The following is a 14,245-nucleotide window of genomic DNA, read 5'->3' on the forward strand; positions in this document are numbered from 1 at the left end:
AGGTGTCGCATTTCCCGAAGCACGCTTCGGCTGCTCGTCCGTTTCGCGGACAACCCCTGAACGCTCCATTCATTTAACGTTTTCGCAAATCCCCGCCGACAAAGCAGCCAGGGCGACTCTTGAGTCTTACACGGCATGCGCAGCTTTGGAGCATGGGTCTTTGCGGATGCACTTAGAGGCAGACCCATGACCCAGGAAACCGGCGGCTTCGCCGCTTTTAATCTTAACCCGAACATTCTTTCTGCTGTCATCGCGACTGGCTACGAAGAACCTTCGGCTATTCAGCAGCAATCGATCCCGATCATCATGGCCGGTCACGACATGATTGGTCAGGCGCAAACCGGTACGGGTAAAACCGCCGCGTTCGCCCTGCCGATCCTGCACCGCATCGATCCTGCTAAGCGCGAGCCGCAAGCCCTGATCCTGGCGCCAACCCGTGAGTTGGCGCTGCAAGTAGCAACCGCTTTCGAAACCTACGCCAAGCAAATGCCGGGCGTTACCGTTGTGGCCGTTTACGGCGGCGCCCCTATGGGTCCACAACTGAAAGCAATCCGTAATGGCGCACAGATCGTTGTCGCCACTCCGGGCCGTCTGTGCGACCACCTGCGTCGTGACGAAAAAGTGCTGTCGACCGTGAACCACCTGGTTCTGGACGAAGCTGACGAAATGTTGAAACTGGGTTTCATGGACGATCTTGAAGTTATCTTCAAGGCACTTCCGCCAACCCGTCAGACCGTATTGTTCTCGGCAACCTTGCCGCAGTCGATCCGTGCCATTGCCGAACGCCATCTGCGCGATCCGCAACACGTGAAGATCCAGACCAAGACTCAGACCGTTACCGCGATCGAACAGGCTCACCTGTTGGTTCACGCTGACCAGAAGACCTCGGCTGTATTGAGCCTGCTGGAAGTTGAAGATTTCGACGCCCTGATCATGTTCGTTCGCACCAAGCAAGCGACCCTGGACCTGGCCAGCGCCCTTGAAGCCAAAGGCTACAAGGCTGCAGCACTGAACGGCGACATCGCCCAGAACCAGCGTGAGCGCGTGATCGACTCCCTCAAGGATGGCCGTCTGGACATCGTTGTGGCGACCGACGTTGCTGCTCGTGGTCTCGATGTTCCACGTATCACTCACGTGTTCAACGTTGACATGCCTTACGATCCAGAGTCCTACGTTCACCGTATCGGCCGTACTGGCCGTGCCGGTCGCGAAGGTCGCGCACTGCTGCTGGTGACTCCGCGTGAGCGCCGCATGCTGCAAGTGATCGAGCGTGTAACGGGTCAGAAGGTTGCGGAAGTCCGCCTGCCGGATGCCCAGGCTGTTCTGGATGCTCGCATCAAGAAGTTGACCAACAGCCTGACGCCGCTGGTTGCTGACGCTGAAGCCACTCACGGTGATCTGCTGGATCGCCTGATTGCTGATATCGGTTGCAGCCCGCGTGCCCTGGCCGCTGCTCTGCTGCGCAAGGCCACCAACGGTCAGGCCCTGACCCTGGCTGCCATCGAGCGTGAGCGTCCACTGGTGCCGAACAGCGCACCGCGTGAGCGTTCCGAGCGTTCGGGTGACCGTCCGGATCGTGGTGATCGTGAGCGTCGTGCTCCGGTTCCATTGGCCGAAGGCCGTGCTCGTTGCCGTACCGCGCTGGGTGCGCGTGACGGTATCGCTGCCAAGAACCTGCTGGGCGCTATCCTCAACGAGGGTGGCCTGGCGCGTGAAGCGATCGGTCGCATCCAGGTGCGTGACAGCTTCAGCCTGGTAGAACTGCCGGAAGCCGGTCTGGAAGGTTTGCTGGCCAAACTGAAAGACACCCGCGTTGCTGGCAAGCAGTTGAAACTGCGTCGCTACCGCGAAGATTAATCACTGTTGCAGTGATTGATCGCTAAAAAAATCCCCGCCTGGTGCGGGGATTTTTTTTGTCCGTCATTTGTACTGTCTGGCCTTTGTGGGAGCGGGCTTGCTCGCGATGCTGGCGGCGCGGCAGTGCAGTTGAACGGCGTCGATGCCATCGCGAGCAAGCCCGCTCCCACAGGATATGGGGCGCTAGCCAAACCGGTAGATATCCATGCCCAGCGCGCCCAGCGTCCAGCCCTGGTGGGCAATGCTGAACGGGCCGCCTGCGGCGCGGGCAAAATACAACGGCAGCAGGTGCTCGTCGCTGGGGTGGTTTTTGGCGGCGAAAGGCGCCTGTGTGCGATAAGCATGCAGTGCGGTTTCGTCATCAGCAGCCAGTTTGTCGATCATCCAGTCACGGAAAGCCTTGGCCCAGGGCTCAATGCTCTCAGGGCCTGCGTGCCAGTCCAGTTCGCGCAGGTTGTGGGTGATGCTGCCCGAGCCGATGATCAGCACGCCCTCGCTGCGCAGGGCCGCCAGTGCATGCCCGACTCTGGTCTGGCCGGCCGGGCCAAGCTGGCTGGGCAGCGACACCTGCACCACCGGAATATCTGCGTCCGGGTACATTAATGACAGTGGCACCCAGGCACCGTGGTCAAAAGGCCGTCTGGCGTCCAGTCGGGCCGGCAGGCCGTTATCTGCCAGCAACGCGGCGATCCGCGCCGCCAGCGCCGGCTCGCCGGGCGCCGGGTATTGCACGGCAAACAGGGCTGGCGGGAAGCCGCCGAAGTCGTGCCAGGTCTCGGGCGCCGGGTTGCTGGCGACCCGCAGGTCGGGGCTTTCCCAATGCGCGGACACCAGCACGATGGCTGTTGGTCGTGGCAGTTCGGCCGCCAGGCGTTTGAGCGCCGGGCCACTGGCGCCCGGTTCCAGTGCTAGCATGGGGGAACCGTGGGAAATAAACAGGCTGGGGAGCATGAACGATGTCCTCAAAGTTAAGATGCGTCATCTTCATCCCGATCATTGATCTAAATCCAATATAAGTTTTAGTACTTATCTATCGAATTTAAAGGTGAATCATGCAGCCCGAATTTTGGCACGACCGCTGGGATCGCAATCAGATCGGCTTTCACCTGCAGCAGGTCAACCCTTACCTGCCGCGCCTTTGGCCCACTCTGGGCCTTGAGCAGGGCGGGTGTGTGCTGGTGCCGCTGTGTGGCAAGAGCCTGGATATGAGCTGGTTGGCTGCCAACGGCCATGAAGTGCTGGGGGTGGAGCTGACGCAGACGGCCGTGGAGCAGTTTTTCAGCGAGCAGCAGGTCGAGCCACAGATTCGCCAGCAGGGCGCCTTCAAGGTGTACGAGGCAGGCCCGGTGACGATCCTGTGCGGTGACGTGTTCGCCCTGACTGAGGCCGACGTGGCCTCCTGTGTGGGGCTGTATGACCGCGCTGCGACTATCGCATTGCCTGCCGAAATGCGCGCAGCCTACGCTCAGCACCTGAACCGGATTCTGCCGAGGGGTTGCCGTGGCCTGTTGATAACCCTCGATTACGATCAATCACAAATGAACGGCCCGCCGTTTTCGGTGCCGGACGCCGAGGTGCAGAGCCTGCTGGCACCTGCCTGGACGCTGGAAATCATTGAGCAACCCGATGTGCTCGATCAGGAATGGAAGTTCCTCAAGAGCGGTGTGACGCGGCTGGTGGAGCGGGTGTATCGCCTGGAAAAAACCGCCTGAGCGAAATCGCAGGCACAAAAAAGGGCGACCGCAGTCGCCCTTTTTTGTGTTCGCCGTGGGTTAGCCGCGGCGACGCAGAGCATCGATACGTTCTTCCAGTGGCGGGTGGCTCATGAACATCCGCGCCAGGCCTTGCTTGAGGCCGCCGTTGATGCCGAAAGCCGCCATGGTGTCCGGCATGTGAACCGGCAGGCCCTGTTCGGAGCGCAAGCGCTGCAAGGCGCTGATCATGGCCGTGGTGCCGGCAAGCTGCGCACCGGCTTCGTCAGCCCGGAACTCACGCTTGCGCGAGAACCACATGACGATGGCGCTGGCCAGGAAGCCCAGGACCAGCTCGGCGAAAATGGTCGCGACGTAATAGGCAATGCCGCGGCCTTCATCGTTCTTGAACACCACCTTGTCGACAAAGTTGCCGATGATCCGTGCGAAGAACATCACGAAGGTGTTCACCACGCCCTGCACCAGTGCCAGGGTGACCATGTCACCGTTGGCAACGTGGCCGATCTCGTGGGCCAGTACCGCTTTGACTTCATCGGGCGAAAAACGCTCGAGCAAACCCTGGCTGACCGCGACCAGGGCATCATTTTTGTTCCAGCCTGTGGCAAAGGCATTCGCCTCATAAGCAGGGAAAATCCCCACTTCAGGCATTTTGATTCCCGCCTCGCGGGACAATTGCTCAACGGTTTGCATCAACCATTGTTCATGACGAGTACGAGGTTGAGTGATCACCTGGGTGCTGGTGCTCATCTTCGCCATCCATTTGGAGATGAACAGCGAGAACAAAGACCCTGCAAAACCAAAGACCGCACAGAACACCAACAGCTGACTGAGGTTCAGATCAACCCCGTTGGCCGCCATGAACCCGTCGAAGCCGAACAGGCTCAAGGTGATGCTGGCAATCAGCACGACCGCCAGGTTAGTGGCCAAAAACAGCAGAATGCGCATCATGGTTGTAAGAATCTCCTCGTCTTAAAGGTGTTGCCGTATGCGGGTATATAAGGTGCTGCCCCAGGCTATTCAACCAAGTGACTATTTCAAACTGTGTCCTTCAGCCTGATTCTAGTTGCATGCGGGGCATTTCCTAATATGAAGGAACGTTTTTCTGCGCCAGAAGTTCCACCTCAAGCCAATAAACACGGGACTTTGTCGTTTGCAGGGGGTTTTTGAGGGGGGAAGAGGGCGGCAGCAGGCAGTGCGTGAAGAATGTTTCATCTGACACATGCTGTGCGACTTTTGATTGGTCGCACAGCATGCTCAGAAATTACTGACGGTAGGTCTTCAGGAAATTACCGATCCGGCCGATGGCCATATCCAGCTCGTCGACACGCGGCAGGGTCACCACACGGAAGTGGTCAGGCCACGGCCAGTTGAATGCCGTGCCTTGAACCACCAGCAGTTTTTCCGAGAGCAGCAGGTCCAGCACGAATTTTTCGTCGTTAAGGATCGGGCACACTTTCGGGTCGATACGCGGGAACGCATACAGTGCCCCCATCGGTTTCACGCAGCTGACCCCGGGGATGTCGTTGAGCAGTTCCCAGGTGCGGTTGCGCTGCTCCAGCAAGCGGCCGTTGGGCAGGACCAGGTCATTGATGCTCTGATAGCCGCCCAGTGCAGTCTGGATGGCGTGCTGGCTGGGCACGTTGGCGCACAGGCGCATGTTGGCCAGCATATCGATGCCTTCGATATAGCCCTGGGCGTTTTGCTTGGGCCCGGAGATGGCAATCCAGCCTGAGCGGAAACCGGCCACCCGGTACGACTTGGACAGGCCGTTGAAGGTCAGGCACAGCACGTCCGGGGCCAGGGACGCGGTGCAGATATGCACGGCGTCGTCGTAGAGGATCTTGTCGTAAATTTCGTCCGAGAACACCACCAGGTTGTGTTGGCGGGCAATTTCCAGCATGCCCAGCAGCACTTCCTTGGAATACACCGCACCGGTAGGGTTGTTCGGGTTGATGATGACCATCGCCTTGGTGTTGGGGGTGATCTTGGCTTTTATATCCTCAAGATCAGGCCACCAGTTGGCTTGCTCGTCACACAGGTAGTGTACCGGGTGGCCGCCGGCCAGGGTCACGGCTGCAGTCCACAGCGGGTAGTCAGGTGCAGGTACCAGCACTTCGTCGCCATTGTTGAGCAGCGCTTGCAGCGACATCACGATCAACTCGGACACACCGTTGCCCAGGTAGATGTCTTCGATGCCGACCCCTTCCACCTGTTTTTGCTGGTAGTACTGCATCACGGCCTTGCGGGCGCTGAACAGGCCCTTGGAGTCGCTGTAGCCCTGGGCAGTCGGCAGGTTGCGGATCACGTCCTGGAGGATTTCGTCCGGCGCTTCAAATCCAAAGGGTGCGGGGTTGCCGATATTCAGCTTGAGGATGCGCTGGCCTTCCTCCTCCAGACGCTTGGCGTGCTTGAGCACCGGGCCGCGAATGTCATAACAGACGTTGGCGAGCTTGTTTGATTTGCTGACCTGCATGGCGATGTGATCCCGAAAATGAACGATCCAGGCGCTGTGATGACCACGGCACTGGGAAATTCTGTGTTTGCACACAGTGGCTAACACCGCTTTGCTTCAAGAATCCGTTTGAATGCAGTTGGGGCGGGTGCCAGACTGGTGTTTAACGAGGCGCAATCATACGTGCCACCCGACCCCTGGAAAAGCCACTGGTCGGGGTTTTTCAGTTGCAGAGGCATAAGCATGGAAAAGTTGAACAAAACCCTGGACGAATGGAAGGCCATGCTCGATCCGGAGCAATACAACGTGTGCCGGCTCAAAGGCACCGAACGGCCGTTTTCGGGCAAATACAACGGCACCAAAACCGACGGCGTTTATCACTGCATTTGCTGCAACGCGCCATTGTTCGATTCCAGCGCCAAATTTGATTCCGGCTGTGGCTGGCCGAGCTTTTACCAGCCCATTGGCGACAGTGCGATGGTCGAGATCCGTGACGTGAGCCACGGCATGGTGCGTACCGAAGTGGTCTGCGCCAAATGTGATGCGCACCTGGGCCATGTGTTCCCTGACGGTCCGCCACCCACCGGGTTGCGCTACTGCATCAACTCGGTGTGCCTGGACCTGGTTCCCCGCAACTGACCTTTTGAGGCGCCGTCATGAACGACAACCTGTTCGATATCCCATGCACCACTCTTGGCGGCGAGCCGAAAACCCTGGCGGATTTCCAGGGCAAAGCCGTGTTGGTGGTCAATACGGCCAGCAAGTGTGGTTTTACCCCGCAGTACAAGGGGCTAGAGGCGCTGTGGCAGCAGTATCGCGACCAGGGGTTGGTGATCCTGGGGTTTCCATGCAACCAGTTTGGCCAGCAGGAGCCGGGCGACGAAGCGGCCATTTCCGAGTTTTGCGAGCTGAACTTCGGCGTGAGCTTCCCGCTGTTCAAGAAGGTTGACGTCAATGGCCCCAAGGCCCACCCCTTGTTTGTCCAGCTCAAGAAACGTGCGCCGGGGTTGCTGGGGTCGCAGGGAATCAAGTGGAACTTCACCAAGTTCCTGGTCAGTGGCGATGGCCAGAGCGTCAAGCGTTATGCCCCGACTACCAAGCCCGAGGCGCTCAAGGCCGATATCGAGGCGCTGCTGCGATCGATTTAATGGTAAGACGGTTTATCTTAAGCCGCTGACGAGTGGAACGAGGCTGCGAACGGCGGCGCAGACGTCGCAAATCCTGAGTCCGGATCTGACTGGCGCACCGTTGCGTGTGATTTAGCGACCGCTTCGCGCTCGATCGCAGCCTCGTTCTACTCGTCAGCGGCTACACAAACCTGCCTCTTTCAGGCTTTTTGCGGCACCCACACGTCAATCAGCGTCGCCAGCTCTTCACGTCGAAACGGTTTGGCCAGGTAGTCGTTCATGCCCGCCGAGCGACAGCGCTCGCGCTCTTCGGGCATGGCATTGGCCGTCAGGGCCACGATGGGCAGTTTTGGCCAGCGCCCGCGCTGGCGAATTTGCCGGGTGGCCTCGTAGCCATCCATCACCGGCATATTGCAGTCCATCAACACCAGATCAAAGGTCTTCTGTTCCAGCAGGCTCAGGGCTTCGCCACCATGCGCCGCCACCCTCACATCACAGCCCAGTTTGCTCAGCATGCCCTTGGCCACCAACTGGTTGACCGGGTTGTCTTCAACCAGAAGAATCCGTGCCCGGCGCTGGGCAGGGGCGCTGTCGCGGCGCGCGCCAGGGTTTACGTCGTCATCTTTGAGCAGCAGATGCTGCAAGGTTTTATACAGCGCATAACGCGAAAGCGGCCGGGCTTTTTGTTGCAGGGGGGCCAATGCATTGACTTGATCGCCGGGCATGAAGTTGCCATAGGCGGTCACCAACAGAATGGGCGCGTTGATGGCAGGCCGCAGGCCAAACAGGCACTCGGGGCAGTCGGTGATCAGCAGGTCAGGATCGGTACCCGCCAGGGAGTCGTTCAGGGAATAGCGTTTGTAGTCCAGCCCCCAAAGTGGCAAATAGCTGCTGAGCAGTTCGCTCAAGCCACTGCTCGCCGCGCTGACGCCAATCACCCGCCCGCACAGCGTCTTTTGCTTGATCGCCGGGGTATGGCAGGGCAGTGGGAGTTCGGCGCAAAACTGGCTGCCAAAGCCGACTTCCGAGCTGATGGTCAGCCGCCCGTGCATCACTTCACACAGGCTGTTGGTCAGTGCCAGGCCTAACCCGGTGCCGCCAAACTGGCGGGTGATGCCTGCCCCTGCCTGGGTAAAGGGGCGGAAAATTCTCGCTTGTGCTTCCTGGGCGATGCCGATACCGGTGTCGCACACTTCGATACGCACTTGGTCGCTTTGCGCACTGAGGCGCACATCCACTCGGCCGAAGCGGGTGAATTTCAGGGCGTTGGACAGCAGGTTGCTGACAATCTGGCGGACCCGGGTCGGGTCGCCGAGTACCAATGCCGGGAAATCCGGGTCGATCAGGCACGTCAGCTCCACACTGGGCGCGGCGTTTTGTGACAACAGGTTGGCGGTGTCTTCGATCAACGTGCCCAGATCGAAAGCAATATGCTCCAGTTCCAGTTGGCCAGCATCGAATTTGGACAGGTCGAGAATGTCGTTGAGCAGTTCGACCAGGACCTTGCCCGAGTCGTGGGCAATGGACAGTTGCTGGTATTGCTCGGCATTCAGCGGGCTGTCCAGGCACAGCGCCAGCATGCCCAGCAGGCCATTGAGCGGGGTGCGGATTTCGTGGCTCATATTGGCCAGGAATGCCGCGCGGGCCTGGGCCATTTCCAGTGCCGTGCTGCGCGCAGCTTCCAGCTCTTCATTGGAGTGACGCAGTTGCTCGTTGATTGTTTCCAGCTCTTGGGTGCGCTGTGAAACGATGGTTTCCAGCCGGGCCAGGTAGTCGGTGAGGCTGTTTTCGGCACGGCGGCGGTGTTCCATCTCCAGGGTCATGGCTTCGAACTGCTGGTTGGCAGCGTTGACCAATACGCCAATTTCGTCGTCTTCGTGACCGGGAGGGCAGTGCATCCGTGATTGACCAGGGTGGCCGGGCTTGCGCTGGCTGAGTTCGCGAATCACCCGCACCAGCGGCTTGGTCAGCATCACATAAAACAGCCCCATCAGGATAAACGTCAGGATGAAGCTGCGGATAAAGCCGCTGAGCAAGGTGACTTCTGCACGCTGCAAAAATCGTTTGCCGAAAGGGTAGGTGTCCACTTCCAGGTGCAGCATGCCCATGCTCATTTCAGGCAGGTGGTTGAAGTACAGGCGCTCGTCAAACGAGCGGTTGGCACCAAACAGAAAGTCGCTCAGGGCCCGGTAGCGCCCGCTTTCGGGTTGATCCTGCACCGCCGAAAGGACTACGCCGTCGCTATCGACCAGTTGCGCACCGATGATCGCCGGTGAGCGCAACAGGCCCTGCAACAGTTCCTGGGCCAGCTCGGCGTCAAGGTTGTAGGCGATGCGCGATGCCGGGTTGTGGCTGATCTCAAGCAGTGACTGGATTTCGCGATTGATGGCGGCGTTTTCACTGGCATAATCGATGCCGATTTGCAGCAGGCTCAGCATGGCCCCGAGCACCAGCCCAACCAGCACAGTCAGCTTGGCTTGCTTGAAAGACAGGCGATGGGTGAGTTTTGTATCCATTGGGGTGCAGCACCTGTTTCCATTTCTTGCGGGGTGCAAGAGTAGTCGATTAGTAGGTCAATCGGCAGCCTGATTGAGCTGCCTGCGGTTAGCCGAGCGAGTCATTTTGCGGATGGCTGTCGAATTCTGGCAATGTCAATGTGCCATCATTGTGTATCAGTCCGAGGAAATGTTGTGAATTCTAAACTGGATGCCTTTCTGGAACGGGCCGAAGCGGTCCTTGCACGTCTTGAACCTTTGCTGCCGGCGCAGCGCGAATCGATCGAGTGGGACCAGTGCCTGGCAGCCAGGTGGCAGCGTGAAGGTCGCTCAGGCTATCTGATGCCGTTGCAAGTCAGCCTTGAAATGCGCCTTTCGGACTTGATCGGGGTGGATAACCAGCGTGACCAGCTGGGGCGCAACACCAAACAGTTTCTCGACGGCTTGCCTGCCAACCATGCCCTGCTCTGGGGCTCACGGGGCACCGGCAAGTCTTCAATCATTCGGGCCTTGCTGGCCGAGTATGGCCATGCGGGGCTGCGTCTGATCGAGATCGAACGCGATCATCTGGCCGACCTGCCGCGCGTGGTTGAGCAGTTGCAGGGCTTGCCCCAGCGCTTTGTGCTGTTTTGCGATGACCTGTCGTTTGAAGCTGGCGAGAGTGATTACCGGGTGCTGAAAAGTGTGCTGGATGGCTCGCTGGAGCAAGCGCCGGATAACGTGCTGCTATATGCCACTTCGAACCGTCGCCACCTGGTGCCGGAAAAGGAAAGCGACAACGAGAACTGGAAGAACGTTGACGGTGAGTTACACCCCAATGAGGCCGTGGAAGACAAGATCGCCTTGTCTGACCGTTTTGGCCTGTGGCTGTCATTCTATCCCTTTACCCAGGATCATTTTTTGAGTGTGGTCGAGCACTGGATCGAGGTATTGGCCCGCAAAGCCGGTTTGCAGTGGCAACGCGACGAGGCACTGGATATTCTGGCCGTGCGCTGGGCGACCGGGCGTGGCAACCGCAACGGCCGTTGCGCCTATCAGTTCGCGCGTTATTGGGTGGGTTTGAAATTGTTGGAGCAAGTGAATGATTGATTTGAACGCCACAGGTGCAGGCCTGAACGGCTACACCCTGTTGCAGGCTCAGCTGGAGTCGTTGTTGGCAGATGAGCGTGACTTTATTGCCAATGCTGCACAGTTCTCGGCGTTTTTGTATCACCAGCTTGATGATCTGAACTGGGCCGGTTTTTACCTCAACCGCAATGAAGAACTGGTACTGGGCCCGTTCCAGGGGCAGATTGCCTGTGTTCGTATCCCGTTCGGGCGGGGCGTGTGCGGGGCTGCGGCGGCGAGCCGGCAGACCCAGCGGGTTGAAGATGTGCATGCATTTGCCGGGCATATTGCGTGTGACAGTGCTTCCAACAGTGAGTTGGTGGTGCCCTTGATCAAGGATGGCCGCCTGATTGGCGTGCTGGATCTGGACAGCCCGAGCATCGGGCGCTTCAGCGAGCAGGACCAGCAGGGCATTGAAGCCCTGGCTGCGATCTTCTTGCGTTTGAGCGATTGCTGAGGCCGCTAGCCGCTTAGCCCGGCCTTGAGCATCAGGGCGTCGATATCGACCGGGTCGATTTGCTCCGGGTCGAGAAACTGCCGGGCATACTGCATAAACACCTGTTCGCGCATAAATAGCGCGAACAGTTGTGGGTCAATATGCGCATCGTGGCACATGGTGGCCATGATGCTCAGGGCTTCGCTTAACGTCTTGCTGCGTTTATAGGGGCGGTCCGAGGCGGTCAACGCCTCGAAAATATCGGCAATCGCCATCATCCGTGACTCCAGGCTCATCTCTTCGCGTTTCAGGCGTTTTGGATAGCCGGTCCCGTCCATTTTTTCGTGATGCCCGCCGGCGATTTCGGCAATGTTGCTCAAGTAGGCGGGCAGGGGCAGGCTGCTGAGCATCAGGATGGTCTGCACGATGTGGTTGTTGATGATGTAGCGTTCCTCGTTGGTCAAGGTGCCGCGCCGGGTGCTCAGGTTGTACAGTTCACCCCGGTTGAACTTGTACTGTGGCACCTCGAGCTTGAAGCCCCAGGGGTTTTCAGGGTCAATCAGGTCGGCTTCAGGGCGAAGGAACAGGTGCTCGGGCTTGTCGGCCAGCAGCTGTTCGGTTACCGGCAAGTCGTGCTCCTCACGGGTTGACTGGCGCTTGTTCTCCTCCCAGGACACCCCCAACCGATCATCCAGGGTTCGCTTCCAGGTACGCCGGGCGATGGCGTTCAAGCGCTCAAGGTCGGCCTCCTGCATGGCCTCGCCGCCCAGGTTGCATTGCGCGACAAAGGCGAAGTCCTGGTCCAGGGCCGCCAGGCTGGCTTCGCGTCGTTCACTCAATTGCGCATCATCGCCACCCAGGGCCCGGGCTTGCCAGTAGTCGACCCAGGTATCGCGCTTGAGCACTTCAAAGCGGGTGCGAATTTCGTGGATGCGGTCGTACAGGGTTTCAAGCTTGGTGGCCTTGTCGACCACATACTCGGGGGTTGTGACCTTGCCGCAGTCATGTAGCCAGGCCGCGATGCGCAGGGCCTCCCACTGTTCTTGCGAGGGGTCGTACTGCTCGAATTCGGGCTGCTGGCTGGCGGCCGCTGCCTGGGCCAGCATCAGGGTGAGGGTCGGCACCCGTTGGCAATGGCTGGCGGTATATGGGCTTTTGGCGTCGATGGCGCCCGCCAGTAGTTGTATCAAGGCATCCAGCAGCTGCTTCTGACGTGCTTGCAGGCGCTGGCTTTCGATCGACACGGCGGCGGTGCCGGAGACGGCCTGGATAAAGGCGATGCGATCAGCCCGCAAGTGGTCCTGGTCGTCACTGGAACCACTGTCGTTCAACACCAGCAGCAAAATGCCCACGGTTTCGCCGTGGCGGTTGTGCAGGCGAATACCGATCAGGTGGATACTCTGGCTGCCCAGTTGCGCCATGATTGGCTGCAAATCCCCCGCCTGCTCAAGGCTGAGCGAATGGGCGACGCTGTCATGGCCCTGGAACAGCCCTTGTAGCCACGGCGGATTGTCATTGCTGTCAGGGTCTATATCCGGCTGTGGTTGGGTAGTCAGGTCCTGGGGCTGGCCATTGATGATCAGTCCCTTCAACTCCAGTTGACGGCTGTCGTTTTGCGTCAGGTAGATCAGGCCGGCCTGTGCCTGGGCAATCTTGATCGTTTCCAGCAAAACCGACTGCAGCAATGGCTCAAAACGGGTGTGGGCCGAGAGGCTGGAGGTGATTTCAAAAAAACTGGCGAGGGTTTCTTTCATGCGTGACATCGACCCCTCCAGTTGGTCGATTTCAAGCACGATCGATTTCTGCTTCAGGGGGTAGTTGAAATCGAACCGCCGAATGGCATCGGCTTCGCGGACCAGCGCCTGCAAGGGCTTGACCAGCAAGCGTGAGGTCACCCAGCCCATCGGCAGGCACAGCAGCAGGGCCGCCAGTGTCACCAGGGCTCCCTGCCATCTGAGCCGATAGGCATCGGCCAGCAATTCGTCTTCCGGCACCATCATGGCTAATTGCAAGCCATTGGCTCCGCCATCCTCTACGTTGAACCGTGTCACGACCCATTGGCGCTGGCCGTCGTACAGGCGCCGCTGGGCGTCCGGGCCCTGGCTGACCAGGTAGCCCAGGGCCGGGTTTAATTCCGCGATTTTTGGCAGCTTTTCCGGGTCCTGAGCGGTGAGCAGCTTGCTGAAGTCCGGGTAGGCGATAGCGCGGCCATCGGCGCCGTACAACACGATTTGCGTGCCGGGTGTTACCTGATGCGCCGCCAGGGTGGCGGACAGTTGCGACAGGGTCACGTCGGCACCCAGCACCGTGTTGCCAGCGCTGCGTTTGGCCAGTGTTGTGCCAACTTCGTGGGTGGTAAAAAACAGGTAGGGGGTGGTGGTGGTTTGATCGTGCTCGGCATGTGCCGGGATAAACCACTTTCGGCTGCGGGGGTCATAGGTTTCATTGGCAATAGTTCGCTGTGCCAGCTCGACCAGGGACGCATCCAGGTACAGTTTTTTCGACTCAACGCCACCTTGTCGTGCCGAGCGGGTTATCGACCAGACTTCGTAGCGTGCTTGGGCTGGGGCCTGGAGCTGGAGCCTGATGGCCTCGTTGCGCAACGGCCTGACGAGAAAGAGATTGCCGTTGTCATCCCCCAGGTACAGTGCTGACAAACTGTGGTTGTCTTCGAGTGTTTGCACGAAAGGCAGCAGCAGCCCCGTTCGCCGCTCCGGCTGGTCGGTCACGGCGTCAGGGTTGAGGGTCAACAGGTTCAGGGCATGCCTGATGGGTTGGTAGGCGTCGAGCAGGTCGCGTTGAACATCCTGCTCCAGGTAACCGAACAGTTTCTGGCTGCTGCCGAGAATGATCTGGGTGGTTTGCTGGTAGTTGAACACACCCAGCACCAGGCCCAGCAGGAGCAGCAAACATGTAAACATCGCACTAATGTGAACATGCAGCGGCAGTTGGCGCTTCCGGGATTGCGCAACATTGCGCATGTGCAGTTACTCCGCGATTGGTTCACCTGCCGATGCCTTTAAGCATAGTGAAACCGGGCCAACCTGCTCAGCCATTGG

11 protein-coding genes are annotated in these 14,245 nt (G+C 59.2%); 6 read left to right on the top strand and 5 right to left on the bottom strand.

Annotated elements, in window-relative coordinates; translation table 11 throughout:
• Positions 1-186: 186 nt before the first annotated feature.
• Positions 187-1,857 carry a DEAD/DEAH box helicase gene (locus tag BLU25_RS21785; RefSeq protein WP_016780007.1) on the top strand — a complete coding sequence of 557 codons (1,671 nt, stop codon included), beginning with the start codon at positions 187-189 and terminating at the stop codon, positions 1,855-1,857.
• A 183-nt stretch (positions 1,858-2,040) separates the two neighbouring features.
• Here BLU25_RS21785 and BLU25_RS21790 read toward each other — a convergent pair whose 3' ends face one another.
• Positions 2,041-2,808 carry a DODA-type extradiol aromatic ring-opening family dioxygenase gene (locus BLU25_RS21790; RefSeq protein WP_016780008.1) on the bottom strand — a complete coding sequence of 256 codons (768 nt, stop codon included), beginning with the start codon at positions 2,806-2,808 and terminating at the stop codon, positions 2,041-2,043.
• A 101-nt stretch (positions 2,809-2,909) separates the two neighbouring features.
• Here BLU25_RS21790 and BLU25_RS21795 point away from each other — a divergent pair, with 101 nt between their 5' ends.
• On the top strand, positions 2,910-3,569 hold the full coding sequence (locus BLU25_RS21795) for a thiopurine S-methyltransferase (protein WP_016780009.1): 660 nt from the start codon (positions 2,910-2,912) through the stop codon (positions 3,567-3,569).
• A gap of 60 nt (positions 3,570-3,629) precedes the next feature.
• Here the strand turns inward: BLU25_RS21795 and htpX are convergent, their stop codons facing one another.
• Positions 3,630-4,517, bottom strand: a complete 888-nt coding sequence (gene htpX, locus BLU25_RS21800) for a protease HtpX (protein WP_016780010.1) — start codon at positions 4,515-4,517, stop codon at positions 3,630-3,632.
• A gap of 313 nt (positions 4,518-4,830) precedes the next feature.
• The gene (locus BLU25_RS21805; protein WP_016780011.1) at positions 4,831-6,042 is read right to left on the bottom strand and encodes a pyridoxal phosphate-dependent aminotransferase; all 1,212 of its coding nucleotides are present in this window, start codon (positions 6,040-6,042) and stop codon (positions 4,831-4,833) included.
• A gap of 222 nt (positions 6,043-6,264) precedes the next feature.
• On the opposite strand from BLU25_RS21805, the gene msrB reads away from it, so the two are divergent.
• Entirely contained in the window at positions 6,265-6,660 is a 396-nt protein-coding gene (gene msrB, locus BLU25_RS21810; protein WP_016780012.1) for a peptide-methionine (R)-S-oxide reductase MsrB, read from the top strand.
• Positions 6,661-6,677: 17 nt separating this feature from the next.
• The gene (locus BLU25_RS21815) at positions 6,678-7,169 is read left to right on the top strand and encodes a glutathione peroxidase (RefSeq protein WP_016780013.1); all 492 of its coding nucleotides are present in this window, start codon (positions 6,678-6,680) and stop codon (positions 7,167-7,169) included.
• A 179-nt stretch (positions 7,170-7,348) separates the two neighbouring features.
• On the opposite strand, the gene BLU25_RS21820 is transcribed toward BLU25_RS21815, so the two are convergent.
• Complete coding sequence (locus tag BLU25_RS21820) at positions 7,349-9,664, bottom strand: response regulator (RefSeq protein WP_016780014.1); 2,316 nt, start codon at positions 9,662-9,664, stop codon at positions 7,349-7,351.
• A gap of 138 nt (positions 9,665-9,802) precedes the next feature.
• Between BLU25_RS21820 and BLU25_RS21825 the strand changes: the two genes are divergently transcribed.
• Both BLU25_RS21825 and BLU25_RS21830 read left to right on the top strand, forming a co-directional pair.
• Positions 9,803-10,732, top strand: a complete 930-nt coding sequence (locus tag BLU25_RS21825) for an ATP-binding protein (RefSeq protein ID WP_186349443.1) — start codon at positions 9,803-9,805, stop codon at positions 10,730-10,732.
• Positions 10,725-11,207, top strand: a complete 483-nt coding sequence (locus tag BLU25_RS21830) for a GAF domain-containing protein (protein WP_016780016.1) — start codon at positions 10,725-10,727, stop codon at positions 11,205-11,207. Before BLU25_RS21825 ends, BLU25_RS21830 begins: the two co-directional genes overlap by 8 nt.
• Positions 11,208-11,212: 5 nt before the next feature.
• Here the strand turns inward: BLU25_RS21830 and BLU25_RS21835 are convergent, their stop codons facing one another.
• Complete coding sequence (locus BLU25_RS21835) at positions 11,213-14,167, bottom strand: HD domain-containing phosphohydrolase (RefSeq protein ID WP_016780017.1); 2,955 nt, start codon at positions 14,165-14,167, stop codon at positions 11,213-11,215.
• Between the last annotated feature and the right edge of the window lie 78 nt (positions 14,168-14,245).

The sequence above is a fragment of the Pseudomonas fragi genome (assembly GCF_900105835.1).
GTDB classification, from domain to species: domain Bacteria; phylum Pseudomonadota; class Gammaproteobacteria; order Pseudomonadales; family Pseudomonadaceae; genus Aquipseudomonas; species Aquipseudomonas fragi.